This is a genomic window from Kocuria sp. CPCC 205260, from assembly GCF_040981045.1.
GTDB classification, from domain to species: domain Bacteria; phylum Actinomycetota; class Actinomycetes; order Actinomycetales; family Micrococcaceae; genus Kocuria; species Kocuria palustris.
This window is the reverse complement of sequence record NZ_JAVKPT010000005.1, coordinates 38,188-60,173: the sequence shown is the minus strand read 5'-3', so window position 1 is coordinate 60,173 and position 21,986 is coordinate 38,188. Positions and strand designations below refer to the sequence as shown.

17 protein-coding genes are annotated in these 21,986 nt (G+C 72.8%); 11 read left to right on the top strand and 6 right to left on the bottom strand.

All coding sequences use genetic code 11. The features are described 5' to 3' along the window. Positions 1 to 9: 9 nt before the first annotated feature. Positions 10 to 1,080 carry a cytochrome d ubiquinol oxidase subunit II gene (cydB, locus tag RF645_RS09525; protein WP_368818970.1) on the top strand — a complete coding sequence of 357 codons (1,071 nt, stop codon included), beginning with the start codon at positions 10 to 12 and terminating at the stop codon, positions 1,078 to 1,080. Continuing rightward, entirely contained in the window at positions 1,073 to 4,978 is a 3,906-nt protein-coding gene (gene cydC, locus RF645_RS09520) for a thiol reductant ABC exporter subunit CydC (RefSeq protein WP_024290323.1), read from the top strand. The genes cydB and cydC overlap by 8 nt, the downstream gene beginning before the upstream one ends. A 59-nt stretch (positions 4,979 to 5,037) precedes the next feature. Here the strand turns inward: cydC and RF645_RS09515 are convergent, their stop codons facing one another. Next, positions 5,038 to 5,595 (bottom strand): GNAT family N-acetyltransferase, encoded by a 558-nt coding sequence (locus RF645_RS09515; protein ID WP_024290324.1) that lies wholly within the window; start codon positions 5,593 to 5,595, stop codon positions 5,038 to 5,040. Then, on the bottom strand, positions 5,592 to 8,141 hold the full coding sequence (locus RF645_RS09510; protein WP_024290325.1) for a DNA topoisomerase (ATP-hydrolyzing) subunit A: 2,550 nt from the start codon (positions 8,139 to 8,141) through the stop codon (positions 5,592 to 5,594). The genes RF645_RS09515 and RF645_RS09510 overlap by 4 nt, the downstream gene beginning before the upstream one ends. Before the next feature lie 118 nt (positions 8,142 to 8,259). Here RF645_RS09510 and RF645_RS09505 point away from each other — a divergent pair, with 118 nt between their 5' ends. The 4 genes from RF645_RS09505 (at position 8,260) to RF645_RS09490 (ending at position 14,752) form a co-directional block, all read left to right on the top strand. Beyond that, positions 8,260 to 11,004, top strand: coding sequence for a GNAT family N-acetyltransferase (locus tag RF645_RS09505; protein ID WP_368818969.1), 2,745 nt, complete (start codon positions 8,260 to 8,262; stop codon positions 11,002 to 11,004). Positions 11,005 to 11,011: 7 nt separating this feature from the next. After that, positions 11,012 to 12,841, top strand: coding sequence for a protein kinase (locus RF645_RS09500; protein WP_368818968.1), 1,830 nt, complete (start codon positions 11,012 to 11,014; stop codon positions 12,839 to 12,841). Positions 12,842 to 12,935: 94 nt separating this feature from the next. Next, complete coding sequence (locus RF645_RS09495) at positions 12,936 to 13,526, top strand: DUF5998 family protein (RefSeq protein ID WP_204781852.1); 591 nt, start codon at positions 12,936 to 12,938, stop codon at positions 13,524 to 13,526. Beyond that, positions 13,523 to 14,752 carry an alkaline phosphatase family protein gene (locus RF645_RS09490; protein WP_368818967.1) on the top strand — a complete coding sequence of 410 codons (1,230 nt, stop codon included), beginning with the start codon at positions 13,523 to 13,525 and terminating at the stop codon, positions 14,750 to 14,752. Before RF645_RS09495 ends, RF645_RS09490 begins: the two co-directional genes overlap by 4 nt. Before the next feature lie 83 nt (positions 14,753 to 14,835). Here RF645_RS09490 and sepH read toward each other — a convergent pair whose 3' ends face one another. Next, complete coding sequence (gene sepH, locus RF645_RS09485) at positions 14,836 to 16,452, bottom strand: septation protein SepH (RefSeq protein ID WP_368818966.1); 1,617 nt, start codon at positions 16,450 to 16,452, stop codon at positions 14,836 to 14,838. 389 nt (positions 16,453 to 16,841) lie between these two features. On the opposite strand from sepH, the gene RF645_RS09480 reads away from it, so the two are divergent. Beyond that, the gene (locus RF645_RS09480) at positions 16,842 to 17,144 is read left to right on the top strand and encodes a DUF4193 domain-containing protein (RefSeq protein WP_006214887.1); all 303 of its coding nucleotides are present in this window, start codon (positions 16,842 to 16,844) and stop codon (positions 17,142 to 17,144) included. A 127-nt stretch (positions 17,145 to 17,271) separates the two neighbouring features. Here the strand turns inward: RF645_RS09480 and RF645_RS09475 are convergent, their stop codons facing one another. Continuing rightward, complete coding sequence (locus RF645_RS09475; RefSeq protein WP_006214888.1) at positions 17,272 to 17,718, bottom strand: DUF3093 domain-containing protein; 447 nt, start codon at positions 17,716 to 17,718, stop codon at positions 17,272 to 17,274. Positions 17,719 to 17,866: 148 nt separating this feature from the next. Between RF645_RS09475 and dut the strand changes: the two genes are divergently transcribed. The 4 genes from dut (at position 17,867) to RF645_RS09455 (ending at position 20,439) form a co-directional block, all read left to right on the top strand. After that, positions 17,867 to 18,295 (top strand): dUTP diphosphatase, encoded by a 429-nt coding sequence (dut, locus tag RF645_RS09470; protein ID WP_036307953.1) that lies wholly within the window; start codon positions 17,867 to 17,869, stop codon positions 18,293 to 18,295. Between the two features lie 100 nt (positions 18,296 to 18,395). Then, on the top strand, positions 18,396 to 19,160 hold the full coding sequence (locus RF645_RS09465; protein WP_368818965.1) for a DUF3710 domain-containing protein: 765 nt from the start codon (positions 18,396 to 18,398) through the stop codon (positions 19,158 to 19,160). Beyond that, a complete protein-coding gene (locus tag RF645_RS09460) occupies positions 19,157 to 19,630 on the top strand; it encodes a hypothetical protein (protein ID WP_006214891.1) in 474 nt (157 codons plus the stop codon). Before RF645_RS09465 ends, RF645_RS09460 begins: the two co-directional genes overlap by 4 nt. Then, the gene (locus RF645_RS09455) at positions 19,627 to 20,439 is read left to right on the top strand and encodes a DUF3159 domain-containing protein (RefSeq protein WP_206390645.1); all 813 of its coding nucleotides are present in this window, start codon (positions 19,627 to 19,629) and stop codon (positions 20,437 to 20,439) included. Before RF645_RS09460 ends, RF645_RS09455 begins: the two co-directional genes overlap by 4 nt. Before the next feature lie 21 nt (positions 20,440 to 20,460). Here RF645_RS09455 and RF645_RS09450 read toward each other — a convergent pair whose 3' ends face one another. Together RF645_RS09450 and RF645_RS09445 are read right to left on the bottom strand one after the other, a co-directional pair. Further along, entirely contained in the window at positions 20,461 to 21,210 is a 750-nt protein-coding gene (locus RF645_RS09450; protein ID WP_368818964.1) for a TrkA family potassium uptake protein, read from the bottom strand. Beyond that, positions 21,207 to 21,935 (bottom strand): TrkA family potassium uptake protein, encoded by a 729-nt coding sequence (locus tag RF645_RS09445; protein ID WP_024290333.1) that lies wholly within the window; start codon positions 21,933 to 21,935, stop codon positions 21,207 to 21,209. The genes RF645_RS09450 and RF645_RS09445 overlap by 4 nt, the downstream gene beginning before the upstream one ends. Between the last annotated feature and the right edge of the window lie 51 nt (positions 21,936 to 21,986).

The window sequence follows — 21,986 nt, the reverse complement described above, 5'->3', positions numbered from 1 at the left end:
AGACGAGAGATGTTCGAGCAGTTCGCGGGACAGCCGGGCCTGGCCACGGCGTGGTTCCTCGTCATCGGCTTCTTCTGGATCGGCTACGTGGTCCTGGACGGCTTCGATCTGGGTGTCGGCATGCTCATGGGGCGGATCTTTGCCCGTGACGACCGGGAGCAGCGCGTGCTGCTCAACACGATCGGGCCGGTGTGGGACGGCAACGAGGTCTGGCTGGTCACCGCCGCAGCGGCCACCTTCGCCGCCTTCCCGCACTGGTACGCGGCCCTGTTCTCCGGGCTCTACCTCCCTCTGACCCTGGCCCTGATCGCGCTGATCCTGCGCGCGGTGTCCATCGAGTACCGCGGCAAGGGCTCCTCGGAGGCGTGGTCGCGGCGCTGGAACGCCATCACCGCGTGGTCCTCCCTGGCGATCGCGTTCCTGATCGGCGCGCTGCTGAGCATCACCGCCACCGGGCTTCCGCTGAACGACAACGGCGACCGCGTAGGCGGGCTGCTGTCGTGGCTGAGCTGGCAGGCGGTGCTCGGCGGGCTCGGCATGGTCGGCTTCTGCCTCATCCACGGCCTGGCCTTCGTGGCCCTGAAGACGGACGGGCCCGTGCGCGAGCGCGCCGGCGCGCTGCTGGTGCGCGCCCTGCCCGCGGGCGTCCTGCCGCTGGCCGCCCTGGTCGTCGTGGTGCAGCTGGCCACCGGCTCGACGCTGTCCTGGCTGTGCACCTGCCTGGCGGTGATGTCGGTCGCGGCGGCCTGGCTGGCGGGGACGCGCCGGCGCGAGGGCTGGAGCTTCGCAGGGATGGCCGGGTTCGCGGCTCTCGGCCTGCTGGCCGTGTTCACCGCCATGTACCCGGCCGTGCTGCCCACCACACTGGCCGGCGCGCCCGATCTGACGATCACCTCGGCCTCTTCCTCTCCGTACACGCTCACGGTCATGACGTGGGTGGCCGGCTTCGGGGTCCCGTTCCTGCTGGCGTATCAGAGCTGGACGTACTGGGTCTTCCGACGACGCCTGCGCGCCGAGCAGCTGCCCTCCGGCGGCGATCATGCGGATCTGACCACCATGCCCACGCGCGCCGGTGCCTGAGCGCAGCGCGTCGCAGCACACCGCTGCCGGGGCAAGCTCTTCCGAGCAGCCCGGTGCGCAGCATCCGAGCGACGGCGGGCTGGGCCCTGAGCAGCCGGGAGCCGCGCGCCGCGCTTCGGGCCGCCCGCCGCTGGGCCCGCAGGCCCGTCGCATCCTGCCGCTGCTGGGTGCGCTGAGCCTGGTCCGGACGCTGGGCATGATCGCCTTCGCCACCGGGCTCGGCGCCCTGATCGCGGCCCTGGCCGCCGACGGCTTCGCCGCCCAGGCCGCGCAGGGCACGACCAGCTCGCAGGGACTGGCCGAATTCATCGGCACCGGCCTGGCCCGCATCGACGGACTGCTTCCGGGAGCCTGGCTCGGCGACGGCCCGTGGTGGAGCTGGCCCGGGCTCTGGCTCGCCGCGCTCGGCGCGACGCTGCGGGCACTGGCGCAGTGGGGCACCGCGGTGGCAGCCCGTCGTGGCGCTGCCGGCACCATCTCGCAGATCCGCTCGCGCCTGATCCTGCGCCTGCTCGAGACCGGATCGTCGACCACCGGCTCCGAGGCCCCGTCGGCCGGGCCCGAGGACCACGCGGGGGCTGCCGCAGTGCTGGTCTCGCGCGGGCTCGGGGCGCTCGACGACTACTACGTCCGCGCCGTGACCGCCATGGTCGCCACCGGGGTCGCTCCGGCAGTGCTGTGGCTGTGGATCCTGCTGCACGACGGGGTCAGCGCCCTGATCGTGGCGCTGACGCTGCCGCTCGTGCCCGTGTTCATGATCCTCATCGGGCGCACCACGCAGGATCAGACGCGGCGCGCGCAGGACGCCCAGCTGCGCCTGTCGCGCCACATCGTGGAGCTGGCTCGCGGGCTGCCCGTGCTCGTGGGCCTGCGCCGCGACCGCGCCCAGGCCCGCGCGCTCGCGGATCTGGACGACGAGCACCGTGGCAGCACCATGCAGACCCTGCGCTCGGCCTTCCTGTCCTCGCTGGCCCTCGAGCTGATCACCACGCTGTCGGTGGCTCTGGTGGCCGTGTTCATCGGCGTGCGGCTGGTCGAGGGCGGCATGGGCCTGGACACCGCCGTGATGGTCCTGCTGCTGGCCCCGGAGTGCTATCAGCCCCTGCGCGATGTCGGCACCGCCTACCACCAGTCGCAGGAGGGCGTCGAGGCCCTGCGCCGCTCCGAACGGCTGCTGTCGAGCCCGTCCGGAGAGCCGGCGACCGAGCGGGCCTCCGCGGCCGAGCGGCCGGAATCGGCAGGCACCGCAGCGGTCGCGACTGAGGGGCAGCCCGCTCAGCTGCTGGTGGAGGGGCTGCGAGTCCGCCACGACGGCCGCGCCGAGACGATCGGGCCGCTGGATCTCAGCGCCTCGGCAGGGCGGATCACCGCGCTGAGCGGCCCGTCCGGGGCCGGCAAGACCACCGTCGTCTCGGCGATCGCCGGGCTGATCCCTCGGGCTCCTCGTCGTGGCACCGATCAGCGGGACCGGTCCGGTTCGGGCGCCGAGCCGGGGCACCAGGACCCCGCGGCCGCCGGCGTGATCGACGGGCGCATCGTGCTGCCCGGCCCGGTGCGCCTGGTGCCTCAGGCGCCGGCCTTCGTGGCGGGGACGGCGCTCGATGAGATCGCCCTGTGCCTGGCGCCCGAGCACGCGGCGGCCTTCCTGGAGGCGCAGCCCACGATCCCGAGTCCCGATGCGCAGCCGGAGTCGGGCTCCTCCGAGCATGCCCTGGCGGAGGGACCGAGCGGACCGTCGGTGCTCGCAGGCCGCACGCGCGCGGCGTCGCTGCTGGCCGGCGTCGGGCTGTCCGGTCTGGAAAAGCTCGCCCCGGAGGCTCTGAGCGCGGGCCAGGCCCGGCGTCTGGCCATCGCCCGCTGCATGGCCTCCGTCGAGGCGCTGGAGCGCACCAGCCCCGGGGAGACCGTCACCGTGCTGGTCGACGAGCCGACCGCCCACCTCGACCAGGACGCCGCCGGCATGATCACCGCCGGGCTGCGGGGGATGGCACGGGCCGGTGCGATCGTCGTGGTCGTGACGCACGACGAGGGCCTGATCGGCGACGCCGATCACCGCCTCGAGCTCACCGCACGGGGGGCCCGGGTCCTACCGGACTCCGATCGGCCGCCGTCGTGCTCCGGACCCCATGAGAACGCGGACCCCGTCGAGACCGACGCAGTGCAGCGCGGACACGCTGCGGAGGCCGACGCGCCGGGCGAGCAGCCGGACGACCGCGGGCAGCGGCTGCCAGGACCCTTCGCCACGGTGCGCACGGTCCTGCGCCTGAGCGGGATCTCCTGGTCCCGGGCCGTGCTCAGCGCAGCCCTCGCCGTGGCCGCGATCGGCTTCGGCGCCGCGCTGACCGCGCTGTCGGGCTGGCTGATCGTGCGGGCGGCACAGCAGCCCGGGATGATGTACCTGCTGGTCGCGGTCACCGGGGTGCGCTTCTTCGGTCTGGGGCGTGCCGTGCTGCGCTACCTCGAGCGGCTCATGAGCCACGACGTCGCCCTCCGGGCAGCCGGGCGCCTGCGCCTGGGGGCATGGGAGGCCACCGGCCGCACAGCGCTGGGGCTGCGCGCCATGCTCACGGGGGAGGTCTTCCTGAACCGGCTGATCACCCATATCGAGGACCTGCGCGATGCGCTGCCCCGGATCCTGCTTCCCCTCGCCGCGCTCGGCCCGGTGCTCGCGGGAGCCGTCGTCGTCTGCCTGCTCACGGTCCCTCAGGCCGTGGCACCCGTCGCCGGCGCGGCGGTGCTCAGCGCCGCGGCGGGGCCGACGCTGCTGCGCGGGCTCGACGCGCGCGCGGAGGCCCGTCAGCACGAGGCCGCGGCGGCCGCGCTGCGCCTGAGCTCACGGGCGCTGCAGGCCGCACCGGATCTGCGGGTCGCGCAGCTGGGCGCCGCCGTGGGTGCCGCCGTGCGAGCCCAGGACGACCGGGGGCGGCGCGCCGCCCAGCGCGCGGCTTGGGTCAGCGGCCTGGGCGAGGGGCTCGCCGTGCTGATCTGGTTCGCGGCCGCGATCGCCGTCGTGCCCCTGGCCTGGGGGCCCGTGGCCTCGGGGGAGGTCTCGGCCGCCGTGGCCGCGATCCCCGTGCTGCTGTGCACCGCCATGGTGGAGCCGGTCGCCCAGGGCTTCGAGGCAGCGCGCCAGTGGCCGCACTTCGCAGCACTGGTGCGGGCGGTCGGACGGACCCAGCCTGCTGCGCATCCCGCTCGGCCGGAGGAGACGGACGAGCCGGGGGCGCGGGACGGCATCGTGGACGGGTTCGAGCGCCTGGAGGTGGAGGGGCTCAGCGCTCGGTGGCCCGGGATGCACCGCGAGGCCTTCTCGCGGCTCAGCGGGCAGATCCGTCCGGGACGCTGGTGGGGCATCACGGGGCCGTCGGGCTCCGGCAAGTCCACCGCGCTGGCCGTGCTGCTGGGCTTCCTCCCGCCGAGCTCCGGGACGATCCGCCTCGACGGGCAGCCGGTGCCGTCGCAGCGTCTGCGCGGTGTCTCCGCGTGGTGCCCGCAGGACGCATACATCTTCGACTCCACCCTGCGCGGCAACCTCTCCCTGGCCCGGGAGCGTGCGGAAGCCCCCACCGACGCGCAGATGCTCGAGGCGCTGGAGAGGGTGGGCCTGGGTGGATTCGCGGCCGGTCTGCCCGAGGGCCTCGAGACGAAGGTGGGAGCAGGCGGTCAGCGGCTCTCGGGAGGACAGCGCCAGCGACTGGCCGTGGCCCGCGCCATGCTCACGCGCTCGCCGGTGCTGCTGCTGGACGAGCCCACGGCGCACCTGGACGCGCCCACAGCACGTCAGGTCATGGCCGCCCTGCACGAGGGCGCGCATGCGGCCGACGCCCAAGGCGTGGTAATCATCTCGCACCGGCCGGAGGACGTGCGCCGCTGCGATGCCCTGACCCGGCTGAGCTGAGCAGGGCTCCGCTCGTCCTGGGAGGGGCAGGGCTCAGACGAGGCCGCCTCGGACGGGCTTCAGAGCCGCGCGGCGCGCAGGAAGTCGCTGTGCACCTGAGCACCGAGCTGGAACGTGGCCGTCCCCACCCGCTGCAGCCCGGCGCGCTCGTAGAAGGCGTTGGCGCGCTCGTTGCGGTCGTTGACCTGCAGCCACAGGAAATCGGCGCCGATCCGCCGCCCCAGCTCGAAGCACTCCCGCATCATGGCGGTGGAGGCTCCCGTGCCGCGCGCCTCGGGCAGCAGGTAGAACTTGGACAGGAACAGGCCCCTGCCCTGCACGAGCGGCTGGAAGCGGTCCAGGCCGTCGTCATCGGGCGGGGCCTTGTCGAGCAGCAGCAGGGCGTAGCCGATCGGCGTGCGCTCCTGGCGGGCGATCAGCACCCGGCTGGCCGCAGCGTCCAGGTGGCCGCGGAAGGCCTCCTCGGACAGACTCGTGGCCACGAACTCGTCGATCGCGGCCGGGTCGGCATCCTCGGGCGTGGCGTGCACGAAGGTGCGCCGGGCGATCTCGTGCAGCGCGGCGGCATCATCCAGCTCCGCGCGCTCGATCACGACCTGGGGCTGCTCGGGGCTCATGCCTGCTCCTCGCTCTCGGCATCGCCGTCGGCGCCCTCGGCAGCGGACGCGGCGGAGGACACCGGGCTCCACGCAGGGCCGATCGCGTCCGGCAGCTGCTCCACGCCCACGCCGGAGCCGTCGCGGCGTCCGAACTCGGTGGGCAGGCTGCGGGCCACGCCGGCGGCGGAGACCGCCTTGGCGGGCCCGTGCCCGGCCCAGGCGAGCACGAGGCCGGTCTCTCCGCTGAGCAGCCGCTGGCAGCGCACACCGGCGGTCGCGCGGCCCTTGGACGGGTACTCGGACAGGGGAGTGACCTTCACGGAGTAGCCGCCCATCTCTGGCAGGGCCTCGGAAGAACGCGCGTAGGTGACCACGCGGGCGTCGGGATCCTGCGAGGCCACCGGCCCGAAGAACACGACGGAGTCGTCGTCGGCGAGCTTGATACCCGCCACGCCGCCGGCGGTGCGGCCCTGGGCGCGCACCAGCTCGGCGGAGAACGTCAGCAGCTTGGCCTGCGCGGTGATGAACACGAGCTGGGCCGAGTCGGGAGCCGGGCCCATGCCCACGACCTCGTCGCCGTCCTTGAGGCTGATGACCTCCCAGTCGTCGCGGTTCAGCGGGTGATCCGCGTTCAGCCGCTTGACCACACCCTGACGGGTGCCCATGGCCACGACCTCGTTCAGCGCGGCGAGTCCGATCAGGCGCTCGCCCTTGGCCAGGGACAGGAAGTCCTTGGCGGCGGTGCCCTCCTCGAGCCGGGGCGCGCCGTCGTAGGAGCTCAGCGCCGGAAGGTCCATCACGGGCACGCGGATCATCCGACCGCTCGAGGTCAGCGCGCCGATCTCCCCGCGGGCGGAGGTGGCCACCACGGAGCGGAGGGCATCGTGCTTGAGCCGGCGCCCCGGCTCGGCCAGCGGCGTGCGGTCGTTCGTGCGCGCCATGCGCCCGGTGCTGGAGAGGAAGACCCAGCAGGGGTCGTCGGCGATCTCCAGCGCGGGCCCGGCCGCGGCCTTGGCGGCGGGGGCGGCCAGCAGCGCGGGAGCCTCATCGGCCTCGAGCAGGCGGGTGCGGCGGTCGTCGCCCAGCAGCTCGGCGACGGCGGCGAGCTCGCCGGAGACGACCTCGCGCAGCCGGTCCTCGGAGGCCAGGATGGCCTCGAGCTCTGCGATCTCCCGCTCCAGCTCCTCCCTCTCCCGCTCGAGCTCGATCCGGGAGAACTTCGTGAGCTGGCGCAGGCGCAGCTCGAGGATGTGATCGGCCTGCAGCTGCGTGAGATCGAAGATCGTCATGAGGCGCTCGCGGGCCTCGGCAGTCTGATCCGAGCTGCGGATGATCTGGATGACCTCGTCGATGTCCACGATCGCGATCAGCAGGCCCTCGACCAGGTGCAGCCGGTCGCGGCGCTTGCCCAGGCGGTGCGCGGTGCGACGGCGCACGACCGTGAGCCGGTGCTGGTTGTACACGCGCAGCATCTCGAGCAGCCCCAGCGTCTGGGGGCGGCCGTCGACCAGGGCCACGTTGTTGATGCCGAAGGACTCCTCGAGCGGCGTGTGCTTGTACAGCGCCGCGAGCACCGCCTGCGGGTTGAAGCCGTTCTTGATCTCGATGACCAGGTTCAGTCCCTTGGTCCGGTCGGTCAGATCCACCACGTCCGAGATGCCGGTGAGCTTCTTGGACTGCACCGCGGACTTGATCCGGTCGATGACCTTCTCCGGGCCGACCATGTACGGCAGCTCGGTGACCACGATGCCCTGCTTGCGGGGGGTGACCTGCTCGATCGAGACGGCGGCCCGCGTCTTGAAGGAGCCGCGGCCGGTGCGGTAGGCGTCCCGGATCCCGTCCAGGCCCACGATCTGACCGCCGGAGGGCAGATCGGGTCCGGGGATGTGCTTCATGACGTCCTCGAGGCTCGCCTCGGGGTGCTCGAGCAGGTGGCGCGCGCCGGCGACGGCCTCGCGCAGGTTGTGCGGGGCCATGTTCGTGGCCATGCCGACCGCGATGCCGGTGGTGCCGTTGACCAGCAGGTTCGGGTAGGCGGCCGGCAGCACGGAGGGCTGCATGAACTGGTTGTCGTAGTTGGGCACGAAGTCGACGACGTCCTCGCCGAGATCCGCCGTGAGCTGCAGCGCCGCCGGCGCCAGCCGGGCCTCGGTGTAGCGCGAGGCCGCCGGGCCGTCGTCGAGGGAGCCGAAGTTGCCGTGCCCGTCCACCAGGGGCATGCGCTGGGCGAAGGGCAGGGCCATGCGCACCATGGCGTCGTAGATCGCGGAGTCGCCGTGGGGGTGCAGCTTGCCCATGACCTCGCCGACCACGCGGGCCGACTTCACATGACCGCGATCCGGGCGCAGGCCCATCTCATCCATCATGTAGAGGATGCGCCGCTGGACGGGCTTGAGGCCGTCGCGGGCGTCGGGCAGGGCCCGGGAGTAGATCACGGAGTACGAGTACTCGAGGAACGAGTCCTCCATCTCCCGCGTGACGTCGATGTCGACGACGTTGCCCTCGAAGTCCGCGGGCAGCTCGTCGAGCGCGGACTTCTGGGCCTTGCTCCTGCGTGGGGCCATGGGGTGGTGCTTCTCCTCAGCCGCGGTCCGGCGCCGCGATCGATGCGCGCGGAGACCGCGCGCGGAACTGTTGCCCGAGACCAGTGCTCGGGAGCGCATCCTCTGTAGCCTTCAGTCTATGGTCCCGGATACCGCACCCGCCGACAGCCCCCAGCCCTCCGGCCAGCAGGCCGCGCCCGACCCGGGCTATCCCAAGCACTGGGAGGCGGACGTCGTCCTTCGCGACGGCGCCACCGCGCACCTGCGGCCCATCCGCCCGGAGGATCAGCAGCTGCTGCTGGACATGTTCCACCAGCAGTCCGAGAACACGATCTACCTGCGGTTCTTCTCCCACAAGACCACGCTGACCCGCCGCGAGCTGGCCCGCTACACCACGGTGGATCACCGCGACCGCGTGTGCTTCGTGATCCTGCTGGGCACGCAGCTGATCGGCGTGGGCCGCTACGACCGTGCGGGCAGCGCCCCGGAGGCCGAGGTCGCGTTCCTGATCTCGGATGCGCACCAGGGCCGCGGGATCGGATCCATCCTGCTCGAGCACCTGGCGGCCGCCGCCCGGGAGAACGGCATCGACCGCTTCACGGCGGAGGTGCTGCCCGAGAACCGCTCGATGCTGAACGTGTTCGTGGAGGCCGGCTACGACGTCGCCCGGCGCTTCGACGACGGCGTGGTGGCCCTCGACTTCTCGATCGACCCCACGGAGCGGTCCCTGTCCGTGATGGCCTCGCGCGAGCACCGCGCCGAGGCCCGCTCCACCGCCCGGCTGCTCACCCCGAGCTCGATCGCGGTGGTGGGCGCGTCGTCGGATCCGACGAACGGCGGGCACACGGTCGTGGCGAACCTGGTGGCCGGCGGGTACACGGGCAGGCTCTACGGCGTGAACCCCACGCCCTTCGAGCAGGAGGGCATGACGTACGCTGCGAGCCTCGAGGACATCGACGGCGAGCTGGACCTGGCGATCGTCACGGTGCCCATGGACGCGGTGCTCGAGGTCGTCGAGGCGTGCGGGCGCGCCGGTGCCCACGCGGTCGTGGTGATGACCGGCGGCTGGGCGGAGTCCGGCCGCGAGGGCGCCCAGCGCCAGCAGCGGCTCGTGGCCGTCGCCCGCCGCCACGGCATGCGGGTCGTCGGGCCGGCTTCGCTCGGCGTGGTCAACCACAGCGCGGAGATCTCCATGGACGCCACGGTGCTGCCGGCCGTGCCGGGGGAGGGAACCCTGGGGCTGTTCAGTCAGTCCGGCGCTCTGGGCATGCTGCAGACCTCGGCTGCGCTGCGGCATCGCGTGGGCGTGTCGACCATGGTCTCGGCCGGCAACCGCGGCGACGTCTCCGGCAACGACATGATGCAGTTCTGGGAGGACGACCAGGCCACCGCGGTGTGCGGGCTGACCCTGCAGTCCTTCGGCAACCCCCGCAAGTTCTCGCGCATCGCCCGTCGCCTGGCCCTGACCAAGCCGGTCGTGGTCGCCAAGTCGGACGTCGCCGGGCTGCGCCTGCCGCCCGGGCACACGGGCCGCACCACCGAGGCCCCCGCTGGGGCGCTGGATGCCATGCTCGACCAGGCCGGGGTCATCCGGGTGCCCACCTCCGATCTGCTGATGGACACCGCGGCGGTGGGCACCTCCCAGCCGCTGCCGCGCGGTCAGCGCACCTCCCTGGTCTCCAACGCCATGGCACTGGCCAGGCTCATGGAGGACACCGCCACGGGGCTGCAGATGCCGCTGGCCCGCCTGCGCGACCGCGTGGACACCTCCATGGGCGGCCAGCAGGCCCTGCAGGCCCTGGTGCGCGAGGTCGCCGAGGCCGTGGCGGATCCGCGCAGCGACGCCGTGGTGGTCGCGACCATGCCGATCCGCGGCATCTCCGGCGACGAACTCGCCGACGCCGTGTGCGCCGCGATCGCGCAGCGGGGCGAGGACGACGAGCGCGCCGCCAAGCCCGTGTTGCTGGCCGTCACCGGCGATATCGCCGACGGCGCCTCCTCGCGGGTGCACACGGACCCGCAGGGCCGCACGCTGCCGGTCTTCCAGGCGCCGTCGACGGCCGTCTCCGCGCTGCACGGCCTCCAGCGCTGGGCCCGTTGGCGCGACGAGGAGGACGATCTGGCCACCGTCCCGGAGGACATCGACGCCGAGGGTGCCGAGGCCATGATCGAGCGCTGGTCGCAGGAGGTGCGCGGCGAGATGCTGCTGCGCCTGGACCGGGAGCGGACGGCGCAGCTGCTGGACGCCTACGGCATCTCGGTGCTGCCCACCGCGCGCTTCACGGACATCGACGACGGCCTGGCCGCCGCGGCACGGATGGGCTACCCCGTGGTCCTCAAGGCCGCCGACGAGCATCTGCGCAGGCGCCTGGATCTGGGCGGCGTGCGTCTGAGCATCGACACGCCCGAGCAGCTGCGCGAGGCTGCGACCTCCATGCGCAGGGAGGTCGGCGCGGGCACCGAGCAGCTGGACGTCCAGGCCATGGCACCCACCGGCCAGGCCGTGGTCCTCACGGCCACGGAGGACCCCCTGATCGGCCCCGTGCTCTCCTTCGGCGTCTCAGGAGACGCCGTGTCGCTGCTGGATGACCTGGCCCATCGCGTGCCGCCGCTGACCGATCTGGAGATCCGTCGCATGGTGCGCGAGCCCAAGGCCGCGCGGAAGCTCTTCGGCCACGAGGGACAGCCGCGGCTGGACGTCGCCCGGCTCGAGGAGCTGATCATGCGGGTCTCGCTGCTGAAGGATCGCCACCCGCAGATCGCCCGGCTCGAGCTGAACCCGGTACTGTTGTCCAGTCAGCGGCTGACGGTGCTGGATGCCGCCATCCGACTGGGCAACGCCCAGGACCGAACGGACAGTGCACGACGAGCGATGCGGAGGTGAGCGGGCCATGAGCGATACCATCGCCGGCCGGTACACGCTCATCGATCCCATCGCCCGCGGCGGCTCCGGGACGGTCTGGCGGTCCTGGGACCAGCGGCGCAACCACGTGTGCGCCGCAAAGGTCCTGCGCCAGCGCGACTCCGCCGACCTCCTGCGCTTCGTGCGCGAGCAGTCCGTGAAGATCGATCACCCGCATGTGCTGGCCCCCTACGGCTGGGCGGCCGAGGACGAGCACGTCGTGATCGCCATGGATCTCAGCGACGGCGGCACCCTGGAGAACGCGATCCAGGACCACGGCGCCTTCTCGGACAGGGTGGCCGAGGAGATCCTGCGCCAGCTGATCTCGGCTCTGCAGTTCGTGCACGCGGAGGGCTGGATCCACCGCGACGTCAAGCCCGCCAACCTCATGATGGATGCCACGGGCACGGGGCGGCCCCTGGCTCGACTGGCCGACTTCGGCATCGCCACGCAGGGCGAGGACGCCCGCCTGACCCGCATCGGCACGGTCGTGGGAACACCCGGCTACATCGCCCCCGAGCTTCTCGAGGGAGCGGATCCGGATCCCTCGCAGGACCTCTTCGCCGCCGGCGTGGTGGCCATGCGCATGGTCCGCCCGGACGCCGAGCGCGGCATCACCCCCACCCCCGAGGACGCCCTCGAGGCCTTCGGCGAGGACTCCCTGCTGGGTGCCGAGGTGGCGGCGCTGCTGGACCCCGATCCCGCGGTGCGCCACGACGGCGCCCTGTCGCTGATGGAGCGGCTCGAGTCCTCTGCCGGGGAGGACTTCGGGCAGGCGACCACCCGCGACGGCGAGACCTTCGAGATCTTCCAGACCCTGGACCCGCTGCCGGAGGCCTGGCAGGACATCGTCTCGGGCCACGCCGAGCCGCCCAAGCAGGAGCGCACCGGGGAGGACATCTCGCAGTCCGGTGAGGCCGGAGAGCGCACCCTGAGCACCACGGTCGTCCCGCAGCAGCCCGGCGCCCAGCAGATCGACGCCCCCGCGGGCGGCCGCCTCAGCGGAGGCTTCGGCACGCCTCCGCCCGGTGGCGTGCCGCTCGTCGGCCCCAGCTCAGGCCCGGCCGGCACGGCGCTGAGCGGCATGCCCTCGGGCCTGGGCGGCGATGGCCGCGAAGTCCCGGCGCAGGCCCCGCCCGTGGGCGGCGGGACGGCGAGCGCTGCCGTGCTGGGTCCGCTGCCGCAGGGCCAGCACAGCCGAGCTGCTCTGCTGGGCGCCGTCCCGGTCGCGGATTCGGGCCGTGCGACGGCCCCTCAGCGCAGCATCTCGTGGGCCGGCGCCCACACGCCGGCCTCGGTCCCCGTCCGCCCGCAGGATCAGCCCGCCCACGTGCCGGGCGCTGCGGGAGGAAGCGCCGGGGCGACCCTGCGCGAGCAGCCCTCGAGCCCCAGCACCGCCCCCGGGGCGCAGGTGCCGCTCGGCGGGGCGTCCCAGGGCAGCGCCCCTGCTGGCGGCGCCTCCCGGACCACCGGCTACACGGCGGCGCCGGCCTATTCCGGGGGTGCCTCAGGGAGGCCGGCCGCGGGGTCGTCGCGCTCTGGCGCCAAGAGCGGTCCGCTGTCGTTCATGGGAGTCAACGGCGCCGGCGGTTGGGTCGTCATCGGCTGCGTGGGCGCGGTGCTCCTCGCGGCCGCGATCCTGATCGTGGTGCTGATGAGCCCCGGGGGCAGTGAGGACCCGCCCCCGACCGATCCCACCTCGAGCGGCACGGAGGAGTCCACCGGCGTTCCCACCACGTACGTCACCCAGGACCCCGAGGACGGCGGCATGGGCGGCACGCAGCTCGGCGGCTCCGGCGGCAACTCCTTCGGCGGCTGATCCCCGGCAGGCGGTGACAGGGCGAGGACCCACAGCACGAGCAGCGCCCTTCTCGCAACTCGCAGACACGTCCCTTCAGGAGGGAACCAGGCAGATGACGCAGTCAGGACCGCGCGGCGAGCAGCTGCGCCAAGACATCGAGCGCGCCGGCTACTACCCGCAGCTCGTGATCGACGTGATGGCCGACGCCCTGGACGGGGCGGCCCCGGAGTCGCACCTGGTCCAGCTGGAGACCACCTTCGACCGCGATGAGGTCCACCGCCACATCACAGTGCTCGTGCTCGCAGAGGGCCTGCTGCACATCACGCACGTCGATGATCAGGAGTACGACCAGGAGGGTCAGGAGGTGCTGGCCCTGGCCTCGACCGAGTCCGTGGCCGCCTCCCGGGTGAACTCCGTGACGCTGACCTACGCGTACTACAAGCCGCAGCAGTACCGCACCGGCCACCCGATCAGCGAGGTCAACCTCAACATCGCCTGGACCGGCACCCGGAACATCGATCTGCAGCCGGCCGGCTGCGAGGACCCCCAGTGCGAGGCCGACCACGGCTACACGGGAGTCAGCGCCGTGCAGGACGTCGCTCTGCGGATCAGCGCGGAGGCCGACGGCGTCGAGGCGGTCGAGGGCGCCCGCGAGTTCGCCCGCAGCCTGCGCCGCAGCGCCGTGGAGCGGGTCGGACGATGACCGGCTCCGCCGGCGACTCAGCCGGGGCGGACTTCTGGGCCGTCCCGCCGGAGCAGGAGCCTCAGGCCGCGATCGCGCGCCCTCCTCGCTACGGATCCCGCAGCATCGCCGACGTCATGACCTCGGCGGCCGCAGCGATCGGGGCCGAGGGCTTCGAGGACGTGCTGGGGCTGCCGGCCTCCCAGCGCATGGTGGTCGTGCTGGTGGACGGGCTGGGGCTGGAGCAGCTCGAGGCCCGCAGCTCGTACGCCCCGTTCCTGCGCGGTGCCGAGGACCTCGGCGAGCTCGACGCCGCCTTCCCGTCCACGACCGCCTCGTCGCTGGCGGCGCTGGGCACCGGGCTGCCGGTGGGCGTGCACGGTCTCACCGGCTACGACTCCTATTCCCCGCAGCTGGGGCAGACGGTGAATATGCTCGGCGGCTGGGATCCGCGGGTGGATGCGCTCGGGTGGCAGCCGCGCGACACCGTGCTGCAGCGCCTCGAGGCGCAGGGCCTGGACGCCGTGACGGTCAGTCGCGGCAAGTTCCAGGACTCGGCTCTGACGCGAGCGGCGCTGCGCGGCGGGCGCTTCGTGGCAGCGGACGGCGTGTTCGCCCGTACCAAGGCGGCCCAGGAGAACCTGCGGGCCGGTCAGCGCGCACTCATGTACTTCTACTGGGACGACCTGGACAAGACGGGGCACCGCCACGGCTGGGGCTCCTCAGAGTGGATCCACGAGCTGGAGGAGCTCGACAGCTCCCTGCGCCGCCTGTGCGCGCGCCTTCCCGGGTCCACCTCCGTGGTGCTCACCGCCGATCACGGCATGGTCGACGTCCCCCGAGAGGGCCGCGTGGATCTCACCCAGGTGCCCGGTCTGCTCGACGACGTCCGCACCAGCGCCGGTGAGCCCCGCTGCCTCCAGCTGCACCTGGAGCCCTGCGAGTCCGCGCAGCAGCGTCAGCAGCTGCAGGAGCGGGTCCGTCAGCGCTGGGAGGCCTCGGAGCTGGGGGAGCGGGTGCGTGTTCAGACGCGGGAGGAGCTGCTCGACGGCGGCTGGTTCGGCCCCGTCGAGGACCTGCGCCCCGAGGTCGTGGGACGCATCGGCGACCTGGTGATCACGCCGCTGGAGGATGACCTGGCGCTGCATGATCTCTCCCGCATCGGTCCGCAGACGCTGCAGATGGTCGGTCAGCACGGCGCCGTGACGCCGGCCGAGACCAGGGTCCCGCTGCTGCGCCTGGCCTGAGGCCGCAGACGAGCCTCCGACAGGCGTTCGGCCCCCTTCCTCCTCGAGGAGACAGGGGGCCGATGCGCATCCCGGGAGGGTCCTCAGTCGTTCTTGGCGCCGAAGACGATGTCGTCCCAGCTGGGCACGGACGACCGGGTGCGCTTGGCGCCGCCGACCCGACCGCGCGGGCGAGGACGACGATCGCCGTCCTGCTGGCTGTCCTGCGACTCGTCCTCGGGCTGATCCTGCGGGGAGGCCGCAGCCTGGGTGGGCTGCTCCCGAGAAGCGTCGCGCCGATCGTCGGCAGCGGAGGCGGAGTCCTCGTGATCGTCAGCGGCAGGCTCGGACCGCACGGTGCTCAGGCGAGGCGCTGCGGGTCCGGTGTCCTCGTCGGTGATCTCCACGATGTCGGCGTGGTGCTGCGGGGCACCGGCATCCGCCCGGCCCAGGTGGTGGATCGTGGCCTCGTGGTGGTGCGTGGGATCCGAGTCCTCGACCGGCTCCGACGGCCGGTCCTGATCGACCGGCCGCTGGATGCGCGCGTCCTCCTGGGACTCGGCGGGGGAGGCGCTGCGGTCCTGGTCCGCCGACTCGGCCGGCTCGACGGGGTCGCCGCCGGCGGAGGACTCGGGCTGGGCACGGTGGCCCGGCTGGATCGTCCGGTCGAAGAGCCGAGCATCGTCCGGGGCGGAGATCGGGCGCGGGCGGGAGTCCACGTGGCCCATGGAGCGGCCGAGGATCTCTGCGAGCTGGTCGTCGGAGCCCTCGTCGGCCCCCAGGCGCTGGCCGCGGCGGGTCTCCAGGACCTCGAGCAGCTCCTCGGTGGTGCGGGCCTCGTCCTCGCGGTGCAGGCGATCGGCACCCGGGTGCGATCCGCCCTGCGCCGCCGGGGCGGGCTCGTCGGCGCTTGGAGCTGACGAGGCGTCGCCGTCGGAGGTGCCCGGATGGGCGTCCTCGGTGGAGGAGGCCGTGGGGGCGGCAGTCTGGCTCGAGGCGGACGGACGGGCGGCGTCGTCGCTCGCGGTGCCGACAGCGGCTGCCGAAGCCGCCGGGCGGCGCTGGCCGAAGACATCGTCGCGCGGGGCCTCGGGCTCGTCGTCCCCGGTGAGGTGCTGGGCCCAGCCGGGCTCAGGGCTCACGGAGAGGTTGGCGGGGTTGAAGACCCACTGCGCCAGCGACTGCTGGTCCACGAGGTCCTGCGGCGCTTTGGCGGGATCGACCACCCGGAAGCGCACGGCCACGGTCCACAGCAGATCGGGACGCTGCCAGGCATCCCAGTCGAAGGAGGTGGGGGCGATCCCGAGCTGAGGGGCACGGGACTGCAGCGTCTGGGCCAGGCTCAGCGGCGCGCTGTCGAAGGCGGAGCGGTAGCCCTCGGTGCGGCGCGCTCCGAGCTCGACCTTCTGGGCCTCTCGGGCCATGTGCGAGCGCTCGGCGATGATCGGCCATTCGTAGCGGCGCACGCGCTCCGGCTCCCAGCCGGACTCCTCGACGATCTCCTCGACGGACGCGCCCGAACGGAACCGGGCCTGGATGTCGCGGGGGCCGAAGTCAGCGCCCTGGCGCTGGCGGCGCGCCGGGACGCGGCGTGCTCGCTGGACCGCCTGGCGCAGCTGCTGATCCACTGCCAGGAGGCTGCGGCGTCCGGAGGAGTCGCTGAGCACCAGGTGCTCGCCGTCGTCGTGGACGCCTTCCAGGCGCAGCTCGTCCATGCTCATCCAGCCTTCCGCAGGTCTCTTGCTCCGGGGGACGCCGTGGTCGGCTCCGCCTCTCGGGGGAGCCGGTGCCGGCCCAGCCGGCGGACGCGTCCCGGTCCGCATCTGCGCAGAGTCTAGTGGTCGTGGGCAGACTGCGCGCATCGGTGGCCTGCACGGCGCGCTGCGCCCGGACTCCACGGACCCTTCGGAGCCGGCTGGAAGCCGCACAGAGGCAACCGACCGGCAACAATTCTGTCGTGAGCGGACGCATTGGTCTTTCCGAGGCCCATAGTGAACAATCCTCCTCACGTGAGGCAGGTATGCGCCCGCGAGCCCGCCCTCCACGGACCGCGGCCGGCTGTCGCCGCGCCTCATGTCGACGTCTTCACTGCAAGGATTAGGGATCACATATGGCAACTGATTACGACGCTCCCCGCAAGCAGGAGGAGGAGCTCAAGGAAGACTCGATCGAGGAGCTGAAGACTCGCCGCAACGAGACCCAGCACCCCAATGCGGACGAGGACGATGAGGCCACGGCCGCTGACAGCTACGAGCTGCCCGGTGCCGATCTGTCCCACGAGGAGCTCTCCGTCGTGGTGCTTCCGGCTCAGGAGGACGAGTTCACCTGCGGGTCCTGCTTCCTGGTGCGCCACCGCTCCCAGATCGCCGAGGAGAAGGACGGGATGAAGATCTGCGTGGAGTGCGCAGGCTGAATCCGACGAAGACTGACTGCCGGATCGCAGGCCGCTGAAGCCTGAGACCCGCACAGGACAGAAGAAGCCCTCGACCGCCGCGGCGGTCGAGGGCTGTTTCGTCTGCGCGCCCGTCGGCTCGAGGGCCTCAGCCGACCAGGGCCTGGGCGAGCTCGTGCGGATGGCGAGTGGCGGTGAGCCAGTACGGGGTGGGATCCACGGGGTCGATGATCTCGATGCGGCACATTCCCGAGGCCGAGGCCGAGAAGTTCATGTAGGCCCGGGCATCCAGCTCGGGACCGCGGACGCGGCGGACGTCGTCGGGATCGGTGAAGGCCTCCACCTCACCCACGAATCGGCGCTCGATGCTCGCCCGGCCCACCCGCAGGAGATCCTCGGTGACCACGATCGAGGAGGCCCGGGAGTAGACGATGACGGGGGCCAGGATCAGCGCGATGACACCGCCGAGGATCCCGAGCCAGGTCGCGATGGGGGCCAGGGCGATCACCACGGAGCCGGCCAGGCCCAGGAACAGCAGCCACATCCACCACGCCGGGTTCAGCTTCTCCCGGTAGAGCACCTCGTCGTCAGTCATGGGCACCATCATCCCATGAGCGGATGGCTCGGCCGGACGACCGGGTCCCGTTCCCGAGTGGCTGGAGGCGGCGCGGCGTCTACAGTGGGGCACTGTGCTGACCGACCCCTCACGCCCCCAGGACCACGACGACTCCGCCGCGCTGCGGATGCAGGTGCGCCGGCTGGACGCCGATCTGCCGCTGCCTCGCTATGCCAAGCCCGGCGACGCGGGGCTGGACCTGCGCGCCAGCTCCGATGCCGTGCTCGATCCCGGTGCCCGCGCCCTGATCGGCACCGGGCTGGCCATCGCCGTGCCCGTCGGCTGGGTGGGCCTGGTCCATCCGCGCTCGGGACTTGCCGCCAAGCACGGCATCACCGTCCTCAACGCGCCGGGCACGGTGGACTCCGGGTACCGCGGCGAGATCATGGTCACGCTGCTGAACACCGATCTGCACACGCCCTTCCGCATCGAGCGCGGCGACCGCATCGCCCAGCTGCTGCTGCAGCGCGTCGGCACGGTCGAGCTGGTCGAGGTCGACGAGCTCGAGGACAGCGACCGCGGCGAGACCGGATTCGGGTCCTCCGGGACCCGCTGAGTACGCGCCGCGCCCCGCGCGGCCACTGACAGGCTCCGGGCCGTTCCCGGGCACCGCCGCCCCGACCGGGCGGCGCATGACGCATCGAGGAGGCACCGACGTGTTCGGACGCAAGAAGAAGGACGCCGAGCCCACGGCTCCGGCAGAGGAGCAGGTCGAGCAGGACGGCGCCGAGGCGCAGGACGACGTGCACGCCCGCGGGCCGTGGGACATCTCGGAGATCGAGGACAGCGAGGGGCGCATGGACTTCGGCTCGCTGCTGATCCAGCAGCAGCAGGGGATCGGCATCCGCCTGGAGGTCACGGAGAAGGGCAACCGCCCGCGGGCGGTGAACCTGGATCACAAGGGCTCGACCGTGCAGCTGCAGGCCTTCGCCGCCCCCCGCACGACCGGGATCTGGGCGGAGATCCGCAAGGACCTCGTGGACTCGCTCAAGCGCAGCGACGGCGCCCCGCAGGCCGTCGAGGGCCCGTTCGGCACCGAGCTGCGAGCCCGCTTCCCCGCGACCACCAGCGACGGCACCAAGGGCTACCGGCCGGCGCGCTTCATCGGGATCGACGGCCCCCGCTGGTTCCTGCGCGCCGTGATCTCCGGTCCGGCGGCGATCGAGCCCACGGCCTCCGCCGAGTTCGACGAGCTGATCCGCACCGTGATCGTGCGTCGCGGCGGGGACCCCATGCCTCCGCGCGATCTGCTGCCGCTGCAGGTCCCCGAGGGCGTGGAGCCCAAGGCCGTGGCCAAGCGGCGCGCCGTCCGCAGGCAGGCCTCGGGCCAGGGTCAGTCCCAGGGCACCGGCTCAGCCGCAGGCGGTCCCGCTCCGAAGGCGCCGCCACAGCGCGGGCCGGAGATCACCGAGACGCGATGAGCACCCAAGCCACCGGCGACGCCGACTCCCGGCTCGGCAGCGATCACGAGACCGCTGCCGAGGACTGCCTGCACCCCGGTCCGGCACCGGTCACGGCCTCGCACCCGCGCATCGTGGCGCTGGAGGAGCCTGCGGCCTCGCTGGCCGAGGCTCGGGCGGCATGCGGCGAGGACCGCGCCTCGCGCGGCGGCGCGCGCCGCCGCGTGCGCGCCACGGGGCGGGTCGCCGAGATCCGCGTGGCAGCGGCCACCGAGCGTCCCGCCAGCGAGGCCCTGCTGCTGGTCCAGGACCGCAGCGACCCGGAGGGCCGGCCCACCCTGCTGCGCCTGGTCTGGCAGGGCCAGCGCTCCGTGCCCGGCGTGCGCGCCGGAACGGAGCTGTCGTGCTCCGGGCTGCTGTGCAGCGCCGGGGACCAGCCCACCATCTTCAACCCGCGCTTCGAGATCATCGCCCGGAGGACCTCGTCATGACCACGCCGGCCCCGGGTCCCGAGCAGGACCCGCAGCACGAACCGGAGCAGGCCCGCGATCAGGACCCGACGCCCGAGCAGCGCCCCACGCTGGCGCAGTCCATGACGGCCTACGCCCAGAGATCCCGCGTACGCCGCGGCGAGACGGGTCAGCTCGACGTCCTGCACGCCGTGGGCGGTTGGCGCGGGCTCGCCGAGGCGATCGTGCCCGGTGCCGTCTTCCTGGGCGTCTACATCTTCAGCCAGTCGCTGGCCGCCGCGCTGATCTGCGCGCTGGGCGCTGCCGCGCTGTTCACGATCACCCGCCTGGTGCAGCGCCAGACGCTCATCCAGGCGCTGGCCGGTCTGATCGGGGTGCTGGTCTGCGCCTTCTTCGCCTGGCGCAGCGGCGATGCGATCGACTACTACGTGACCGGACTGTGGATCAACCTGGCGTACTTCCTCGGCCTGGCCCTGTCGATCGTCGTGGGGTGGCCGCTGCTGGGCGTGCTCTTCGGCTTCGTGCGCGGCGAGGGGATGGACTGGCGCCAGGACCCGCACCGGATGCGCGGCTACCGGCTCGCCACCGGCCTGCTCGTGGCCATGTTCGCCGCCCGCCTCATCGTGCAGGTGCCGCTGTACTTGACCGATCACGTGACCGGGCTGGGCATCGCCCGGCTGGCCATGGGCGTGCCGCTGTACGCGGCGGTGCTGTGGATCGCGTGGCTGATCTCGCGCCCGGCGGCAGTGGTTCCCGATGTTCCGGAGGACGCGCTGCAGCGCTCCGATTCCGAGCCCCGCGAGCCGAAGGATCCCGACATCACCCGCTGAGGACGGCGGGCGCGGCCCGCGTCACTGGAGCGCGGGGCCGGAGGGCTCGCCGGGGATCTCCTCCTCGAACGGGTCCTCGGGGGCCCAGGGCAGCTGCTGAGCGCGGGAGTGCGTCGCCGAGCCCAGCAGCTGCCTCAGCTCGTCCTCACCGGTCCCGGAGACCAGGAAGAACAGCTCGTCGTCGGCTTCGATGACGTCGTCGCGGCTGGGGGCCAGCGGCTGGCCGTCGCGCAGGATGGCCACGGGCACGGCCTGGGCCGGCCACGGGACGGTGCCCACGCGGGAGCCGATCGAGGGGTGATCCGAAGGCACCGTGAAGGCGCTGAACGAGGCCGAGGCCTGCTGCATGGTCAGCACGGTCACCACGTCGCCGATCTCCACGGCCTCCTCCACGAGCGCGGTCATCAGCCGCGGCGTGGACACGGCCACGTCGACGCCCCAGGAGTCGTCGAAGAGCCACTCGTTGCGGGGGTTGTTCACGCGCCCGACGGTGCGGGGCACGCCGAACTCCGAGCGCGCCATCAGCGAGACCACCAGGTTCACGCGGTCGTCGCCGGTGGCGGCCACCACGACCTCGGTCTCGTTCAGCCCGGCATCGGCCAGCACGCGCAGGTCGCAGGCATCGCCCACGCTCCAGCTGGCGCCGGGAGCATCGACCCGGCCCACGGCCTCCGGCTTCTCGTCGATGATCAGGACCTCGTGACCGCTGCGCGCCAGCTCGCGGGCGATCGAGGAGCCCACGGCCCCTGCTCCGATGACGGCGACCTTCATCGTCGTGCCTCCGCTGAATCGACGGGTCCGAGCAGGCCCTCCTGGCCGGCATCGCGGATCTCGGGGGAGGGCTCCGCGGCCAGGACGCGCACGATGTCGTCGATCTCATCGACTCGCATCATCGCGTGGACCAGATCGCCCTTCTGATAGGTAGTGCGGGCGCCGGGCAGAACGCCCTCGCCGAAGCGGGTGATGAACGCGACGCGGACGTCTACGGCCTTCTCGATGGCCGACAGCCGCAGCCCGGCCCAGCCCTCGTGCAGGGTCAGCTCGCCGAGCTGCAGGCGGCCCGAGGCCTCCTGGAAGTCCCCGGAGATCGACTGCTCGGGAAGCAGCCGGCGCAGCACCTGATCGGCGGTCCAGCGCACGGCAGCCACCGTGGGCACGCCCAGGCGCTGATAGAACTCGGCGCGGGCGGGGTCGTAGATGCGGGCGACCACGTGGGCCACGTCGAAGGTCTCGCGGGCCACGCGGGCGGCCAGGATGTTCGAGTTGTCCTCCGAGGACACCGCCGCGAAGGCGTAGGCGCGCTCGATCCCGGCCCGGCGCAGGACGTCGCGATCGAAGCCGTGACCGGTGATGGACTCGCCGCCGAAGGAGCCGTGCAGCTTGCGGAACGCCTGCTCGTCCTGGTCGATCAGGGCGACGGTGTGCCCGGAGTCCTCGAGGGCCCGGGCTGTCATCGCACCGACGCGTCCGGCGCCCATGATCACGAAATGCGGCATGGGGCCAAGGGTAGGTCACGCGGGCGGGCCGGGCCTGCCGAGCCACTAACC